Origin of the sequence: Nocardia sp. NPDC051990 (assembly GCF_040680755.1) — a bacterium.
Taxonomy (GTDB): domain Bacteria; phylum Actinomycetota; class Actinomycetes; order Mycobacteriales; family Mycobacteriaceae; genus Nocardia.
On record NZ_JBFAXH010000001.1, the window covers coordinates 149,319 to 166,918 of the forward strand.

A 17,600-nucleotide genomic window follows, 5' to 3' on the forward strand; every position below is an offset into this window, starting at 1 on the left:
GCTGTGAGTTTGCTCCGGCCGGGTCCAAGCACCTAGCGATCTCTCATTCGAGAGTACGTCCAGTTGGATAGTGGGATAGATGATCAAGCACCTCTCACCCTTGGCGCTACGCTGGCCCGATGCCGAGTTATAACTTCCGGTGCCGCAGCTGTGGTGACACTTTCGAGGTCAACCGTCCGATGGCGGAGGCGTCTAATCCTGCGGCCTGCCCGAACGGCCACACTGACACGGTCAAGCTGCTGACCACATTTGCTACGGTCAGCAGGGGTGGGGGCGGTGCCACGGCGCCCACGCCCGCACCGCGACCCGCTGGTGGCGGGTGCTGCGGTGGCGGCTGCTGCTCCTGAATCCGGCGTGGTCGATATCACGCTCGGTCGGACGACGAGTCCCGCTCGTCGGCGTGGCCGAGATCACGGTCCGGTGCGACGCGATCGCGCACGCGCTGCTTGAGTACCGCGATATCCGGGAACCCGCCGTCCGCCTTGCGCTCCCAGATCTGGTCGCCGTCGATGGAGATGCGGAAGACGCCGCCTGTGCCGGGTATCAGCGCCACCTCACCGAGTTCGGTGGCGAAGGTGTTCAGCAATTCCTGCGCCATCCAGCTCGCGCGCAGCAGCCAGCGGCATTGCGTGCAGTATTCGATCGCGACACGTGGCATGGGTGGCACGCTACCCGTCACGGTTCGATGATGCCGTCGAGGTAGACCCAGGCGCCGTCCACGCGGTTGAATGTGCTGATCTCGTGCAGAGATCCGCGTCTACCGTCGGCCCGGTAGTGGGCGATGAATTCCACGGTGCCGGTGTCGTCGAACGGTCCGCCGCGCTCGGTGCGCACGATTTCCAGGAACAGCCAGCGCTGGTCCGGATCCAGTTCGAGCGTCCGCGGTCGGGTGCGCGGATGCCAGGACCGCAGCAGGTATTCGGTATCGCCGACCGCGAATGCGGTGTAGCGCGAACGCATCAGCGCCTCGGCCGTCGCCGCGGACCGCTCCCCCGCCAGCACCATTCCACAACAGACCCCGAACCCCTCCCCATGCTTACACGGGCACAGCTCCGACTCATCCATAACTGGAGAATCTTGCTCGTCGCACGCCCCTTGATCAAGATCAGGTGGAAATGGTGGCGGGGGCTTCTCGGGCGATGCCGCCGTGGATTCCACCTGATCTTGATCCGATGCTCGGGGGCTCAACGGCGCGAATGGATTTCGGAGTGGCGATGGTCCGGCGTGTCATGCGGAGTGTCGCGTCAAGGTGCTGACGGCGGCGATCCGGGGACTTCGGAGCGACGAATCACGGTGTGAACGTGGGGAAGTGTCGATGACGATCAAGGAGCCCGCCATGGGACTGCTGAATCTGTTGAATATCTTGGGTACCGGTTCCGCGATTGCCTCGACCAGCATTTCGCTACTGACCAGCATCATCGGGCTGTTCGGTTCGTCCTGATACCACGCGCCGCTAAGGCAATGCGGCGCAATAGCTTCGATGGATCGACTGCGCACTGGTCCGCAGTTGCGCGGGCGTGCCGATCGGCGGCTGCACTTTCCGCCACCGAACCCACGCGCGGCCGTGCCGATGCGCCGCAGCGTCGACCCACGCGGCACAGATGAAGTTGGGCCACGCCCAGCAGAGCTAGGCCGGACGCGGAGGCCGCCACAGCACCAAGCCTCGGGCAGATTGTCGATCACGTTCCAACGTGGCGACGCGGGCCGATGCGCCCACGGCTACTGCACCGGTGGGCGACGCTAGCAATGCGCCGCTACATCAATGCGCGGCAGTGGCAATGCGTTGGTCAGCGAGTGACGGCTGTGGCTAGTGAGGTGGCGATCGCGGCGGTCTGCTCGCGCCAGCGGCGTAGTTCGGTGACGCTCGGGGCGAGTTCGTAATCGTGGTGGTGGGCAGCGCGGGACAGGGCCGCCCATACCGTCGCGACCTGTGCGGCGGTGTCGTCGCCCGCGAAGACGCGCAGGCCGAGCAGTTGGGCGCGCATCGGACAGCGCGCCAATTCCGGTGCCACCTTCAGCCACAACTCGTCGACGGACTGCTCGAGCGCGAGCCGCAGAATCCACACCGTCGCCCGTGACCACAGCCCGTCGGCATCGGTCACCGACCCGTCGAGCAGCCGATCCACCGCATCGAATCGCTCGGCCACCGTCGGCCGCGGCGGATGCGGTTTCCCAGTCCCCGGAGTACGCGCACCGCCCCGCCGACCTCCGCCACCCGCCCTCCGCTGCCGAGCCCCCATGCCCCGCCGAGTTTTACGCCCTTGTCGACCCGCGCCGCCTGCCCAGCCCGAGTCACCCGACCCGCCTGCCCCGGCTTGGCTTCCCGCCCAGCCGATTCCGCCCTGCCCGATCGACTTCCCTCGTGAACCACTGTCTTTCCGATCCGCATCGTCACGTCGCCCCTCAGCACCGCCTATACCCCCACCGGCTTGACGACCCGCTACCTCCGGCAGCCCAGCACCGCCCTGCTGCCCATCGACTCCTCGCCGACTCCCCCCACCCTGCCATTCCTCAACACCTCGAGGGTCCGCATCGCCTAGCCGATCTCCCCCGGCCTGCCGTTCCGCCACGTCTGGCCGACCAACAGCACCCCGCAGATTCTCGCCGCTCGGCTGATCCGCAGCACCTCGAAGGCCGACACCATCCCCGGTGCGCCCGTGATCACCAGCACCCCGCACTTCCGCGTTGCCCTGTTGATCACCATCTCGCGCCCGGCCGTCGTCCGACGTGCCCGCGTTATCACGCGAACTCACCGCCGCCTCCGGACTGTCGATGCGCGGCAGTCGTTCATCGGCGTAGCCAGCCGACGAACTTCTCGGTGTCCGCGATCAGGTCGCGCATGCTGCGGCCGATCGGGACGTGGGCACCCGCGGTGGCGTCGCGGAGGGCGTCGACGACCCATTTGCCTTCGCGGGCGAGATGTTTGTTGAGGTCGTCCACTCGGCCCTCGATACCCATGACCGCCAATGCGACCATGGCGCGGGTTGTCTGGGCGCCTTCGATATGGCGTTCGACCTCGCGGTGGTCCATGCCTTCGGCGAGCAGATTGCGCCGGGCTCTGGCCAGGCTGGCCGCTTCCACGGCAGAGCGGCAACAGGTGGCCACCAGTTCATCGGCGATCGCCGGGGGGAGTTGGGGCGTGCGGACGAGGGAGCGGGCGTCATCGAGGTAGCGGCGGATGGGGTCGCTGGATACGCGTACTTCCACTACCGATCGCTCGCGGCGCTGCACCTCCAGCACGCTGGCGTCGAGTTGCATACGCCGCACCGCCTCGGCCAGCCGCTCGTCATGGGTGAAGACGATCACCTGCCGTGTCCACGCCATGACCTCGAGCACCCTGGCCAGTCCGTCCACCTTCGCCGGATCCATGGCCTGCACCGGGTCATCGATCATGACGAAGCGAAAAGGACTGTCCTCCACCGTCGCTCGCGGCAGAAACAGCGAAAGTCCCAGAGCGTGCAGCTCGCCCTGACTCATCACCCCGAGCGCGGCACCGTCCACCTCGTCGACGGTGACATCGAGCAGCACCCGCCGCGCGGTTCCGGCATTGCCCTGCAATCGAATCGCACCGAGTTCGACATTGCTCTGCTGACGCAGTGTGCGCCATACCCAGCGCGCCGTGGTTTCCAGCGGCGCCATCCGCTCCCCGCGCAATCCGGCCGTCGCGGATTTGAGCCAATCCTCGGCACGCTTGAGTGTGCGCAGTTCGCTGCCGTTCGCGACGACCGCGCGGGCCCCCTCCAGCCAGCCGGTGATGCGCGGCACCAGGGGCGACCACACCTCGTCGAGGCGGTTCAGTTCCTTACGGGTGCCCTGCTGCAGCAACTCGAGTTCGTCCACCAGGCGGGTATGCGCACCGCGCAGCCGATCCGGCAGATCGGGCGTGTAATCGGCACCGGTAAGCGCCGCCCAGTCCGTCCAGGCGCGACGCACCGCGGTGGTGTCGACGGTAGGCGGATTGCGCGGATCGAAATCCAGTTCCGGGGGGATGTGGTCCGGTAGCGCGCGGGCGTCGCGGACGGCCTGCCGCAGCGCGGCCCGAGCGCTCGCGAGCGCGTCGACTCGCGAGGTCAGCTCGGCAATGGCAGCTTCCGCACCACGCAACCACGTCGCGTCCAATTCCCCACGCCCGCAGACCGGGCACGCACATTCCCCGCTGGCTCCGAGATGAGCGCGCGCTTGCCGCAGCAATTCCAATACGCGCAGATCAGCCTCGGCGTCCGCGGTCGAATCGCGAGCAAGCACCACGCGGCACTCTTCGAGGCGCGCGGCGATGGCTTCCACCTCGGCGCCCGAGGGCAAGACCAGCCGCACGATGGCCCGCAACCCATCCGGCCCCACCGGATTCTCTGCCGTGCCGAGGATTTCGCGACCGACGGCCGTGAGATCGGGGCGGTCCGGGCGCAGCAACGCCGCCATCCGCACCGCACGGTCGTCGGCCACCGCACCGAGCGCGGTCACCAATTCGATGCGTTCCTGACGCGAATCCCGTGCGGCGCGTTCGAATTCCAGTCGGCGGGTGCGAATCCGCTCCTGCGCCACGGTCAATTCGTCGAGGCCGAGCAGCCGGTGCAGCGCGTCGAACAGATCGCTCGGTTTGCCGTCGACGAGCGCGCCGAGTTCGCTGTATGACAAGAAGGGGCGATACAGTTCCAGCAAACCCGCCCAACGATCGCCGTCGAAATCCGTTGGCGCGGCGCCTGGTCGCTGCTCGGTCCAGTGTGCCTGGCCGAGATCGGCCTGCGGCGACCACTCTTTGGTGATGGTCAGTTCGGGATCTGGCCCGGCAGTGAGCAATTCGAGATCGATGCGCGCCTCGGCGCCGTCGTGCAGATTCCGCCAGCCCTCGCGCCACGCCGCCGAGCGACCGTCCCAGCGGCGATTGCTGCCGGTGAGCACCAGTTCGGCGGCCTCGGCGAAGCTCGACTTACCACTGCCGTTGCGGCCCACCACCAAGGTGAGGCCGGGCCCCGGCGGCAGCTGAAGCGTCGCCTCGGGGCCGATGCCCCGGAAGCCGCGTACCCGGATTGCACGCAGGAAGATGCCGGAGCCGTCGAATTCGGTTGTCAGATCATCAGATTTGCCACCGCCGAGGGTGCTGAGCACGGCATGCGCCACATCGGGGGTGACCGCAGGGTCCGCCGCGAGCCGCCGGGATACCACTTCGGTCAGGCGGGGCACCGCCGCAGTATCGGTTCCGGGATCTGTACGCATGGGTAACTCCCTACACCACCGAACCGCGGCACATCCTCCAACCCCGCTTGGGGATCACTGTTGAAAGCTCAGCGAAACGCTACCCGATGGCGTCGAATTCGCCCACAGCTGCGCCGTTTCGCGTGGTCGGGAGGGGAAAAGCGAATCTGCCCGCGGGGATGGTATGGCCATCGAACAGGCTGGGCCCCGCTCGATGTCCACCCCTCGCCAACCCCGGCGGGCAGCTCGATGTGTGTCACCCGATTTGGGTGGCTCGGTCGGAGCCGAACAGGACAGAATGCCAGAATCAGACAACCAGCGCAAGACACTTTTCCTGCCGAATCTGTCATCCGCGCAGCGTATTCCAGAGAAATACGCGCTCACCACGTAACTTGTCGGTGGGCTGCGATAGAAATTCGGCAACCGAATAACGGGGGAAGACATGACATACAGCCGATCCGGGGCCGCCGGATGAACCAGGCGGGAGCCATCATATGACCGCGCCGTGGACCGAGGAGCAGGTCAGCGCGCTCGCACCGGATGCGAGCTCGCTATCCGCCGCGCGCAAGCTCGCCGGGCGCTGGCACGGCACCGGGCAGTTCGACACCGTGCTGTGGGGCCGGTGTCAGGGCAGCGGCGCCAAGCCGTATCAGACGATCGTGGATCTGGCGGGTCCGGCGTACAAGTGCTCATGTCCCAGCCGCAAGTTCCCGTGCAAGCACGCACTGTCGCTGTTGCTCGCCTGGTCGGGCGGTGCGGTCGCCGCGGCGAGCGCGATCGCGGACTTCGCGGCGGAATGGATCGACGCACGCGTGGTCCGCGCGGCCAAGCCCGCCACCGACCCGCAGGCCCGCACGGCCGATCCGGCGACCGCGGAACAGCGGCGAGTGCGGGTGACGGCAGGTCTGGCGGAACTCGATATCTGGCTCGGCGATCAGGTGCGCACCGGGCTGGCCCAGTCCGATCGCTCGTTTCGCGCTTTCGAGGCGATCGCGGCACGCATGATCGACGCGCAGGCTCCCGGTGTCGCCGCCGCACTGCGTCAGCTGCCGAACACGGTGGTGACCAGGGCGGACTGGCCCGATGTCGTACTCGCCGAGTACGCGCGGCTGCATCTGCTGATCGCTGCGCATCGCCGCCTCGACGAATTGTCGCCCGAGCTGCGGGCCAGTGTCCGCACCCATATCGGCTATCCGACGTCGAGCGAATCCGTGCGTGCCGAACCGGCGGTCCGGGACCAGTGGCAGGTACTCGGCATCCGGACCAGCGAGGAAGAGCGGCTTTATACGCGCCGAACGTGGTTGTACGGCAGGCGAACTCGACGCTGCGGCCTGCTGCTCGAGCACTCCTTCGGTGCACCGAGCTTCTCGGCCGAGGTGCCACTGCCCGGCATGATGGCCGAAGCGGATCTGCACTACTACCCTGGCGGCGCGCCGCTGCGAGCACTCTGGGGTGAACGGCACGGCCCGGCCGAACCGTTCACCACGCTGCCGGTCGCCGATAGGTCGATCGCCGCCGCATTGACCGAATATGCCGAGGCGCTCGCTGGCGATCCATGGCTGCGATTTCGACCGGTGCTGCTCACCGATGTCACGCCAGTATGGACCGAAAATGGCTGGTACATCACCGAATCCGGCGGCACGGCGCTACCGGTCGCGGCCACCGAGCAGCCGTGGCGACTGCTCGGGGTGTCCGGCGGACATCCGGTGACGCTGGCCGCCGAATGGAGTGTGGCCGGATTGGTGCCGATCTCGGTATTCACCGCGGGTGAGGTCATCGATGTCGGCAGCGCGGAGTTCGGCACACATGCGGCGTCGAATGCGCCCGCCGCACCGGCGTCGGCGGAGCTGACCTCGGTCGCGCTGCTCGGCACGGCCCGCAGGGCGGCCGATCCCGCGCGGCTCGAGGCTCCGGTGGCCGCCGCCGCGACCCGGTTGCGCACCGATCCGGCACTGCTGCTGCTCGAATCCGCCGCGCTGCGTGGCGCTTTCGCGTGCGGCGGCGTATCCGTCAGCACGGCAACCAAGCCCGAACCCGCTGCGGACGACGCCCGACGACTCCTGCCCCGGGCCGCGGCATCCCGCCTCGCCCGCATGTTGCGGGATCGGTCCGCCTTCCTGCCCGAATGGTTCGCGACTGCAGCACCAGGCGACTATCGCGCCCCGGACGCACTGTGCGCGCTACTGCTCGCGCAGGCGAAGGCCGATACCGAACTGCGCGAGCCGCTATTGCGCCTGGCCGGAACCCGCGGCCGCTGGCTGGCCGACCAGCATCCGGACTGGCGCGACCTGGTGCGGCAAACACCGTCCGATGCATCGACAGAGCAGAGCTGGCAGTTCGGCCAGCCGCCCGAACGGCGCGAATGGCTCACCGCTCTGCGCCATCGGGATGCCAAGGCCGCACGTGTGGCACTGACCGCGTCTTGGCCGAAGGAATCCGGTCCGCTGAAAGCGGAGCTATTGGCCCTCCTCGCCGAGGGGATTTCGGCCGACGACGAACCGCTGCTGGAGACGGCATTGGACGACCGGCGATCGGATGTGCGCAGAGTCGCGGCCGGATTGCTTCCACTGCTGGCGGATTCGGCATTCACGCAGCGCATGACTCGGCGCGCGAGCGCATGGGTCACGGTCGAACATTCGCTGCTGCATCCGAATCTGGTTGTCCGTGTGCCGGAGGAGCTCGACGATGCCGACCGCAGGGACGGCATTACCGACCGCACCGTGGAGTTCACCTATCGCTGGGACGGCGCACCGGATCTGCGGGCAGGTCGCCTGCGGCAACTCGTCGCGGCGACACCGTTGACACACTGGGCGTCCGAACTCGGCGCACCGGATAAGGCCACCCTGGCCAAGATCAGTGACCGGTTCCGGCAACCGCTATTCGACGGTTGGGTGGATGCCGCACTGGCACAACATGATCCGACCTGGGCACGGGCACTGTTCGATGCCGGGGTGCCGACCGATCTGGCGATGCTGCGGCGACGCGAATTATTCGCACTGCTACCGCTGCCCGATCGCACCCGGCATCTGCTGCAACTGGACGGCTCGTGGCTCTCCGAGCTCGAGGCATTGCTACCAGCGATGGGCCATCCGTGGCCGGAACCCCTTGCCCAACACCTGATTCTGTTGTTGTTCGAACGCGCACGTGCCGCGGCCAAACGCCCCGAAGCGCATGGCACTGGCCCGAGCGCACATCGGTCGCTGCTGTCCGCGGCGGCCGTGCACTTGCCCGTCTCCGCGGCGCGGACGGCCACCTCGGTGGCACGCCGCTGTGCCGATCCTGATTGGGAGCGAGCCTTCGATCAGCTCGCCCACGACCTCAACCACCGCTCGATGATGCTCGAGGAGTTGCAGTGACCACTACCGATTCGATGCCGGAGCTGTTGCGTCCGCATGCCGAACAGGCCTATGCCGAGGAACTGCGCGCACTGGCCGCGATCGACGATCGGCCGCGGCCGCCGTCGTGGCAACTGTCACCGTGGGCGGTGGTCACCTATCTACTCGGTGGCACGCTCGACGACGGGACGGTGATCACCCCCAAATACGTCGGACCGCGCCGCCTCATGGAGGTGGCGGTCGCGACGCTGGCGACGGATCGGGCGCTGCTGTTGCTCGGCGTGCCGGGCACCGCGAAAACCTGGGTATCGGAACACCTTTCGGCGGCGATCGGCGGTGCGTCGACGCTGCTCGTACAGGGCACATCGGGCACTGCAGAAGAGGCGATCCGCTACGGCTGGAACTATGCGCGGCTGCTCGCGGAGGGACCGAGCGAAGGTGCGCTGGTGCCATCGCCGGTCATGACCGCGATGCGCCGCGGTGCCATTGCCCGGATCGAAGAACTCACCCGTATTCCGTCCGATGTGCAGGATGCGCTGATCACCGTGCTGTCCGAAAAGACGCTGCCGGTACCGGAGCTCGGGATGGAGGTGCAGGCCGCCAAGGGCTTCAATGTCATTGCCACCGCCAATGACCGCGACCGTGGCGTCAACGACCTGTCCTCCGCATTGCGCCGCCGTTTCAATACCGTCGTGCTACCGCTGCCGGCCAATGAGGACGAGGAGGTCGCCATCGTGACCCGCCGCGTCGAACAGCTCGGCTCCGCACTCGAACTTCCGACGGTTCCGACCGCGGCCGAGGAGGTGCGCCGGGTTGTGCGGGTCTTCCGCGAATTGCGCTCCGGTATGACCGCCGACGGCCGCACCAAACTCAAGACCCCTTCCGGCACGCTCTCCACCGCCGAGGCGATTTCGGTGATCACCAATGGCATTGCCCTGTCGGCGCATTTCGGCGATGGCACCTTGCGGGCATCCGATATCGCGGGCGCGGTACTCGGCTCGGTCATCAAGGATCCGGTGGCCGACGCCGTCATCTGGACCGAATATCTGGAAGCCGTTGTGCGCGAACGCCCGGAGTGGTCCGACTTCTATCGCGCCTGCCGCGAGGTCACCGGATGAGGGCGCAATGCCGCCGACTGATCCGAACACACCGCATGCGCAACCGGGGGTGACATGGTGAGCACGACGAACACGGCCGACGACGACCAACGCAGCGCCGCCCCGACAGATCCGGTGACCCGTGTGTTCGGCATCCGCCATCACGGCCCGGGCTCGGCCAGATCCCTGCGCACCGCGCTGGAGCAGTTTCGCCCCGACGCCATTCTGATCGAGGGCCCGGCCGATGCCGACCCCTTGGTCGGCTACGTTGCGGCCGAGGGAATGTCGCCGCCCGTCGCACTACTGGCCTATGTGCCGGACCAGCCCGCCAAGGCCGCGTTTTGGCCGTATGCGGTGTTCTCGCCGGAATGGCAGGCGCTGCGCTATGCGGTGGAACACGCGGTTCCGGTACGGTTCTGCGATCTGCCCGCGACCAATGTCCTGGCCGCCGAGGACGAACCAGGCGACCGCATCGACCCGCTCGCCGAGTTGGCCGCCGCCGCTGGCTACGACGATGCCGAGCGTTGGTGGGACGCGGTGGTCGAATCCGCCGCCGACGCGGACGCTTTCGAGGCGATCACCGAGGCGATGGGTGCGCTGCGCGAGGCCACTGAACGAGGCATGTTCACACCCGGAACTGCCACGGCCACAACCGAAACCCCTTCGCCGGAGCAACCGCCGGACCAGGAGCGCGATAGCGCGCTGGGTGATCGCTCGGCCACCGGTGGCGCTGGCGGCGAGGCGGTCGAGCCCGACGACGAACCCCCGTCCACTGCACATGATGAGTCGACCAGCGACCGCCCGCGGACCGACGACGCAGCAATCGAGATTGACACCAACAGTGCACACGCGGCGGCTGAGAGTCGAGTCCCTACCACGCGCCCGGCATCCGATGACCTGTCAGGCCATGCCGCACAAAGATCGGCCAGCGACAACCCGGCGCGCGGCGACACAGTCGGCGAAGCGGTCGGGCTCGAAGATGCCGAGTGTGAGCCCTTCGGCATCGACGCGCACACCTTGCGGCGTGAGGCGTATATGCGACAGACGATGCGTAAGGCGTTGAAGGAGGGAGCGCAGCGGCTTGCGGTGGTGTGTGGGGCGTGGCATGCACCGGTGTTGGCCGGAAAGTTAGGGCCGGCGACGGCCGATACCAAGTTGCTCAAGGGTCTTGCGAAGGCGAAGGCGACGGTGACCTGGGTGCCGTGGACGCATTCCCGGCTGGCGACGACCTCGGGATACGGTGCCGGAATCCCCTCGCCAGGCTGGTATCACCACCTGTTCACCGAGACCGAGCAGCCGATCGCGCGTTGGCTGACGAAGGTGGCGGGGGTGTTGCGCGCGCACGATTTGCCGGTCTCGAGTGCGCACATCATCGAATCCGTCCGGCTCGCCGACACACTCGCGGCGCTGCGGGCTCGGCCGCTGGCCGGGTTGGCGGAGGTCACCGAGGCGGTGCGGTCGGTGATGTGCGCAGGCGATGAGACGATGCTGCGGCTCGTCGCGTCCGAATTGGTGGTCGGCGAGGTGCTCGGCGCTGTTCCCGATGGCACGCCGACCGTTCCGCTGGATGCCGATCTGCGTGCCCGGATCCGGACGCTGCGGCTGAAGCAGGAAGCCCTGTCCCGCAATCTCGATCTCGACCTGCGCAAGGAGCGCGAAGTCGAGCGCTCCCGGCTGCTACACCGGTTGCGCGTACTCGGAATCGACTGGGGCACACCGACAACCGGCGAAATACGCAGCACCGGCACCTTCCGCGAATCCTGGGTCCTGCGGTGGCGGCCCGAATTCGCCGTCTCGATCATCGAGGCCTCCCGTTGGGGCACCACCATCCGCACCGCGGCGGAAGCCAAAATCCTCGATACCGCCGCTCGCGAAGACCGGACCGTCGGCAAGCTCACCGCCGCACTGGAGGTCGCATTCCTCGCCGACCTCGGCGACGCCATCAACGGCCTGATCACCCGCCTGGAATCGACCGCAGCACTCGACCACGACATAACCCATCTGCTCGCCGCCCTCCCCAACCTGACCCGCACGCTGCGCTACGGCGACGTCCGGGGCACCGATATCAAGACACTCACCCACGTTGCCGACGGTCTGCTCGTGCGGATCTGTGCCGGCCTGCCCGGCGCGGTCACCGGCCTCGATACCGAAGCCGCCGAACAACTCCGCACCCAACTCGATGCCGCGCACACCGCCATCCACACCCGCGACGACGACTGGGCCAGCGGCGAATGGCTCGCCGCCCTGCATCGCCTCGCCGATCGCGATGACGTGCACGGCGCCCTCGTCGGCCGCGCCGTCCGATTGCTCGCCGATGCCGGTCGCATCGACGAATCCGATTCCACACGTAGGCTTTCCGCCGCACTCTCGATCGGCAATACCGCCGCCGCCAAGGCCGCCTGGATCGACGGGTTCCTCGGTGGTCGCGGTCTGCTGCTGGTCCACGACCGACAGTTGTTGCGGCTCATCGACGATTGGCTCCGCGGACTCGGTGACGATATGTTCGTCGAAATCCTGCCGCTGCTCCGCCGTACCTTCGGGGCCTTCGAATCCGGCGAGCGCCGCGCCATCGGCCAGGCGGTCCGCGACGGTGGCTCTGGCGCATCACGGGCCGACGAGAACACGACCTTCGATGTGGAACGAGGACTCGTCGCCATGCGCACGGTCGCGGATATCTTGGGGGTGCGGGTATGAGTCCGCGCGACCCACGCCAGTACAGCTCGCCGCAACGTACATGGGCGTCGGCATGGCCCTCGATGCCCATCGCCATGCGCACGGACGCCGGAACTCTCGGGAGCGTCGGGATGAAGCAACGCACCGGGACCCGGTTGCGGGCGCACTACAGGGACCCGAGACCGTCGGGAATTGCGCCTGCCGGTCCGGCAGCACCACGCGCACGAATTCGCCTCGCCGCAGCGTCCGATGCCGCGGTCAGGGGAGGCAGTCCGCGAGCAGCCGAAGGCGATCCGGCAATACCGCACTCGGCCCGTACCACGATGTGGCGGCATCCTGCCGCCACCTACCTCCCCGGAGTGACCGGATGAACGCGATCGATGAAACCCAGGCCAGGCGTTGGCGTCTGGTACTCGGCACCGCCGCCGAACAACCCCTCGGCGGTTTGGGTTCCGCAGACGACGAGGCGATGGACCGAGCCTTGGGCGCGGTCTACAACACCGACGACCAGACCTCCGGTAAGCGCTCCGCCGGACTCGGCGGCTCCGCGCCGAAGGTGGCCCGCTGGCTCGGCGATATCCGCACTTACTTCCCATCCACCGTCGTCGAGGTCATGCAGCGCGATGCCGTCGATCGCCTCAATCTGACCCAACTTCTGCTGGAACCGGAATTGCTGGAAGCGGTGGAACCCGATGTACACCTGGTCGGCACCCTGCTGAGCCTCAATCGGGTCATGCCCGAAACCACCAAGGCGACAGCGCGAATGGTGGTCGAGAAGGTGGTCCGCGACATCGAACAGCGCATTGCCGCGCATACCGTCGCCGCCGTCTCCGGCGCGCTGAATCGCGCCGCCCGCGTCACCCGACCTCGGCTGCGCGATATCGACTGGGATCGCACCATCCGCAAGAATCTCGCCAACTACCTCCCCGAGCATCGGACGGTGGTGCCCGAACGCCTGGTCGGCTACGGTCGCAAGTCGCAGGCGGTGCGCCGCGATGTCGTCCTCGCCATCGATCAATCCGGCTCGATGGCCTCCAGCGTGGTCTATGCCTCGGTCTTCGGCGCGGTCCTGGCCTCCATGCGCTCGCTGAAAACGTCCCTGGTCGTTTTCGATACCGAGGTCGTCGACCTGACCGAACAACTCGCCGATCCCGTCGAGGTCCTCTTCGGCACCCAACTCGGCGGCGGCACGGATATCAACCGCGCCATCGCCTACGCCCAATCCCTCATCACCCGCCCCGCCGACACCCTGTTCGTCCTCATCTCCGATCTCTACGAAGGTGGCATCCGCGAGGAGATGTTGCGCCGCGTGAATGCCATGCGGGAATCCGGCGTCCAGGTGGTCGTCCTGCTCGCCCTCTCCGACGACGGCGCTCCCGCCTTCGACCACGACAACGCCGCGGCTCTGGCCGCCCTCGGCATCCCGGCCTTCGCGTGCACCCCCGACAAGTTCCCGGACCTGCTCGCCCTGGCCCTGGACCGCGGCGATATCCAAGCCTGGGCCAACCGGAATGCCGGAACCAGCTGAGTCAGCGCGTCGGCACCGGCTGCGGACCCACCGGCCCCATCACACCCCACGCCGTGGCCGAGGCAGGCACCACCAGCGGATGCAGCAGCGCTGCCAACCCGAGCAGCACAACCGCGATTATCGCGTCGAGCCAGTAGTGATTGCCGGTCCCGACCACAACCACCGCGGTGAGCACCGGATGCGCGAGCGCCAACCATCGCCAGGAACTGCGGGTCGCCGCGACCAGGGCGAAGGCCAGTAGCAAGGCCCACCCGACATGCAGTGAGGGCATTGCCGCGAACTGGTTCGAGAGTCCGCCGGAATCCGGTGAGCCATAGACGGATTGGCCATGCAAGGCAGCAAGGTCGACGAATCCGTATTCGGGCAGCATGCGCGGCGGCGCGAGCGGTAACAGCACATGCACTACCAGCGCGGCTCCAGTCAATGCCACCATCAGATTGCGAGTCCAGCGATAGTGCTCCAGCCGGAAAACCCACAGCCACAACAGCACCCCGACCGCCACCGTGAAATGTGCAGTGGCGTAATAGAAATTGGCCGGTACCGCGAGAAAATCTCGATACAGAAATACCGCCTGCACCGTAGTCTCCTCCGGCAGCCCGAGCCTATCCTCGAACTCGAGCGTGGCCCTGGCATTGCCGAGTGCGTCCACGGTGTTGTCGGCGGTGCTCATCCGCCCGACCCGATAGGCCAGATAGAGCACGGTGATCACGGCGAGTTGTCGAACCGCCTCGCCGCCCCGACCGTGCACCGCCGCCCGCATCTTCTCGGCGATGCCGCGCAACGCGGGTGAAAAATCCACGTTCGGACCACCGAGACCCACTGCCACCATTGCCAGCGGCCTCCTTCCCCATCCAACCCTGGGCCGCCATCTACGTTAAGCGGAATAACAACCTCCGTTTAACGTAGCATCAGTCGTTAGCAAGACTCAGCACATTGTGACCTGGCAGACACAGCTGTGGATCGCCATGCGGTTCGTGGATGGTGTCGACTCCGCTACGGCCACCGCGGAATCCCGCCCGAGTAGCGCACCACGCTCGATGCCGGTCCGATCATCGAACGCTTGGCCGCGGACTTCGGCATCGAATGTGGGGATCGGCCTGACCCGGCAACGCACTGTCCCTCGATGACCTGCGTGACCTCGGTGTACGCCGAGCCACGGTCGGCGGCACCATCGGCACTGCGCCGAGCGACACCTCTGGAGCGTTGGCGGCGAAGTGGAACGCCGCCTATTTCCCGAGGTAGACCTACAGATCCGCGATGGCGGCCAACGGTGGCGTACGGGCGGCCCGGATGCCCGGCCACAGCGCGGCGAGCACACCGACCACGGCCGAGCTGATGAGCACCAGCACCAGTTGGTTCCACGGGATGGCGATCTCGTCGATACCCATGTCACGCAGAGTCCGCAGGAAGCCGACACCGAGACCGAGTCCAAGCAGCATCCCGACAATCGCACCGAATACCGCAATCAGCATGGATTCCAGATAGATGGTCCGGCGCACCTGCGCCCGTTGCATACCGACCGCACGCAACATGCCGATCTCCCGACGCCGCTCCACCACCGATAGCGCAAGGGTATTGACGATACCGAGAATGGCGATCACGACCGCGAGCGCGAGCAGTCCGTACAGGATGGCGAGCAGCGTATTGATCTGCTTGCCCTGCGCGCCCTTGAACTCCTCCCGGTCCTGGACCTGAACCACGACGAACTGCTCGGTCGCATTCTCCAGATCGGTCCGCATCTGAGTAAGATCGGCACCGGGCTCGGCCTTGACGAACATGAACAGGTTGGTCCGGAAGTTGGCCGGCATCACTTCTTCGTACATGGCCGGCGGCACCACCAGCTGGCCGAGCAGCGGCGTCTTCTTGTAGATGCCGACCACCTTGACCGGAATCTTCTTGAACCCCAGGCTCGTCACGCTGACCTGATCGCCGACCTTCCAGCCGCGCTTACCGGCCTCGTTCTCCGACACCATGACGTCGTGATCACCCAGCGTGCTGGTGCCCTCGATCATGTTGTAGTTGATGACACTGTCGGGCGAGCCGTCGAATTCGGTGCCGCCGACCTGCTCGTCGCCGATCTTGAACGCGACGCCGCGCAAGCCGACCACATCCGCCACCCCGGGCACCGATTTGCGCACGGCATCACCCGCGCCGAGCGGCACACCGATCATCGGCGGTCCGGCCAGCACATAGTCGGCCTTCACGCCCTTATCGACGAGCACGCCCACGCTGGCCTTCGCCGATGCGCCGAGCATGCCGATCGCGGTCACCAGCATCAGACCGAGGGTGAGCGCGAAAGCCGTTGCGGCAGTGCGCCGTGGGTTGCGCGCGGCATTATTGCGCGACATCCGGCCGATCGGTCCGAACAGCCGCAGTAACACCCCGAGACCGCCCACCACCGGCCGCGACAGCGCGGGCGCCGCGAGCAGTACCGCGAAGATCAGGCCGAGCGCGCCGACCCCGACCGTCAACGCGGCATGGCCGCCGGTCTTCTGCGCACCGAGTACCACGAGCACCACACCCGCGACGGCCAGCGCAATGCCGATCCCGGTCCGCAGCCGCAGCGATTCACCGGTCGAGGCGAACTCCTCACGCATGGCTTCCACGGGCGGGATCTTGGCGGCGCGGCGAGCGGGCGCATAGGCGCTGACCACCGTCACCAGCAGCCCGATGAACAGTCCGACGATCACCGTGCGCGGCAGCACGGTCAATGATCCGGTCGGCAGGCCGAGATCGAACGCATTGAGCAGTGCCGAAAGTCCGAAGGCCAGACCGATGCCACCCGCCAAACCGATCGCGCTGCCGATCAATCCGATGACCAGCGCCTCCACCACCACGGATCGGCCGACCTGTTGTCGACTCGCGCCGACGGCGCGCAACAGCGCTAGCTCACGCAACCGCTGGGCCACGATCATCGAGAAGGTGTTGTAGATGATGAAGGTGCCGACGATCAGTGCGATCGCACCGAAGGCGAGCAGGAAGTAATTGATGAAGTTGAGCGCGTCGGAGACTTCCTTTTTCAGATCGGCGCGCACCTGATCGCCGTTCTGCACCTTGTAATCCACCAGGACATTGGCGATCTTGTCGCGCAATTCGTCGCCCGATATACCGGCGGCCGCGATATCGACGTAGGCGACATGCGAGCCGTCCGTGAACAGCTGGCGCGCCTGCGCGTCGTCGAACAACACGCCGATGAATCCACCGGTATCAGAGGAGACTTCGTAGATTCCGCTGAGGGTGACGTCGATCGGGTTGCCGTGTGAGGGAATCAGCACCTTGGTCTTGTCACCGACATGCAGACCCGCGCGTTCGGCGCCACCGGTATTGAGCGCGATTTCGCCCTCGTGCGCGGGTGGGACGCCCTGCACGAACTTATCCGGTTCGGCGACCGCCTTATCCGGCGGAAGGTAGGACTGACCGAAAGTCGGTGCGCCACCGGTCTGTACGGCCTTCTTACCGTCCGGATACAGCAGCACCAGCGGTCCGTTGACGCTCGGCGCGACCGCCCGCACCCCATCCATCTTCGAGATCTGATCGACGACACTGAGCGGAATGCCCTGTGCCTGTTGCTTCTGCGGGCTCACCCGCACATCGACGCCCTTGGCCTGATTGGCGAAGATCCCGTCGAAGGTCCGCTGAAGCGTATCGGTGAACACGAATGAGCCTGCGATGAACGCGGTGCCGAGTACCACCGATAGCAGGGTCAACGCCAAGCGCACCTTGTGCGCCGCGAGATTGCGCAAGACCACCTTGCGCATCGGTTTACCGCTCATG

General features: G+C 66.8%; 13 protein-coding genes. 6 read left to right on the top strand and 7 right to left on the bottom strand.

Annotation, left to right across the window (positions count from 1 at the left end; genetic code table 11):
* Nucleotides 1-119: 119 nt before the first annotated feature.
* On the top strand, nt 120-347 hold the full coding sequence (locus AB0L63_RS00700) for a zinc ribbon domain-containing protein (protein ID WP_364492797.1): 228 nt from the start codon (nt 120-122) through the stop codon (nt 345-347).
* A 17-nt stretch (nt 348-364) separates the two neighbouring features.
* Here the strand turns inward: AB0L63_RS00700 and AB0L63_RS00705 are convergent, their stop codons facing one another.
* Nucleotides 365-658, bottom strand: coding sequence for a SelT/SelW/SelH family protein (locus tag AB0L63_RS00705; RefSeq protein WP_364492799.1), 294 nt, complete (start codon nt 656-658; stop codon nt 365-367).
* A gap of 17 nt (nt 659-675) precedes the next feature.
* Nucleotides 676-1,065, bottom strand: a complete 390-nt coding sequence (locus AB0L63_RS00710; protein ID WP_364492801.1) for a YchJ family metal-binding protein — start codon at nt 1,063-1,065, stop codon at nt 676-678.
* Between the two features lie 250 nt (nt 1,066-1,315).
* Here AB0L63_RS00710 and AB0L63_RS00715 point away from each other — a divergent pair, with 250 nt between their 5' ends.
* On the top strand, nt 1,316-1,441 hold the full coding sequence (locus AB0L63_RS00715) for a hypothetical protein (protein WP_364492803.1): 126 nt from the start codon (nt 1,316-1,318) through the stop codon (nt 1,439-1,441).
* A 346-nt stretch (nt 1,442-1,787) separates the two neighbouring features.
* Here AB0L63_RS00715 and AB0L63_RS00720 read toward each other — a convergent pair whose 3' ends face one another.
* From AB0L63_RS00720 to AB0L63_RS00730, 3 genes are all read right to left on the bottom strand, one after another.
* Nucleotides 1,788-2,147 carry a hypothetical protein gene (locus AB0L63_RS00720; protein ID WP_364492805.1) on the bottom strand — a complete coding sequence of 120 codons (360 nt, stop codon included), beginning with the start codon at nt 2,145-2,147 and terminating at the stop codon, nt 1,788-1,790.
* 389 nt (nt 2,148-2,536) lie between these two features.
* On the bottom strand, nt 2,537-2,671 hold the full coding sequence (locus AB0L63_RS00725) for a hypothetical protein (RefSeq protein WP_364492807.1): 135 nt from the start codon (nt 2,669-2,671) through the stop codon (nt 2,537-2,539).
* A gap of 116 nt (nt 2,672-2,787) precedes the next feature.
* Nucleotides 2,788-5,214 (bottom strand): AAA family ATPase, encoded by a 2,427-nt coding sequence (locus tag AB0L63_RS00730; protein WP_364492809.1) that lies wholly within the window; start codon nt 5,212-5,214, stop codon nt 2,788-2,790.
* 473 nt (nt 5,215-5,687) lie between these two features.
* Between AB0L63_RS00730 and AB0L63_RS00735 the strand changes: the two genes are divergently transcribed.
* The 4 genes from AB0L63_RS00735 (at nt 5,688) to AB0L63_RS00750 (ending at nt 13,826) form a co-directional block, all read left to right on the top strand.
* On the top strand, nt 5,688-8,549 hold the full coding sequence (locus tag AB0L63_RS00735; RefSeq protein ID WP_364492811.1) for an SWIM zinc finger family protein: 2,862 nt from the start codon (nt 5,688-5,690) through the stop codon (nt 8,547-8,549).
* Nucleotides 8,550-8,563: 14 nt separating this feature from the next.
* Nucleotides 8,564-9,646 (top strand): AAA family ATPase, encoded by a 1,083-nt coding sequence (locus tag AB0L63_RS00740; protein WP_364493919.1) that lies wholly within the window; start codon nt 8,564-8,566, stop codon nt 9,644-9,646.
* A 114-nt stretch (nt 9,647-9,760) separates the two neighbouring features.
* Nucleotides 9,761-12,319 (top strand): DUF5682 family protein, encoded by a 2,559-nt coding sequence (locus tag AB0L63_RS00745; RefSeq protein ID WP_364493922.1) that lies wholly within the window; start codon nt 9,761-9,763, stop codon nt 12,317-12,319.
* Between the two features lie 346 nt (nt 12,320-12,665).
* The gene (locus tag AB0L63_RS00750; RefSeq protein WP_364492813.1) at nt 12,666-13,826 is read left to right on the top strand and encodes a VWA domain-containing protein; all 1,161 of its coding nucleotides are present in this window, start codon (nt 12,666-12,668) and stop codon (nt 13,824-13,826) included.
* Nucleotide 13,827: 1 nt separating this feature from the next.
* On the opposite strand, the gene AB0L63_RS00755 is transcribed toward AB0L63_RS00750, so the two are convergent.
* Together AB0L63_RS00755 and AB0L63_RS00760 are read right to left on the bottom strand one after the other, a co-directional pair.
* A complete protein-coding gene (locus AB0L63_RS00755; protein ID WP_364492815.1) occupies nt 13,828-14,625 on the bottom strand; it encodes a phosphatase PAP2 family protein in 798 nt (265 codons plus the stop codon).
* A gap of 445 nt (nt 14,626-15,070) precedes the next feature.
* Nucleotides 15,071-17,599 carry an FtsX-like permease family protein gene (locus AB0L63_RS00760; RefSeq protein WP_364492817.1) on the bottom strand — a complete coding sequence of 843 codons (2,529 nt, stop codon included), beginning with the start codon at nt 17,597-17,599 and terminating at the stop codon, nt 15,071-15,073.
* Nucleotide 17,600 lies beyond the last annotated feature (1 nt).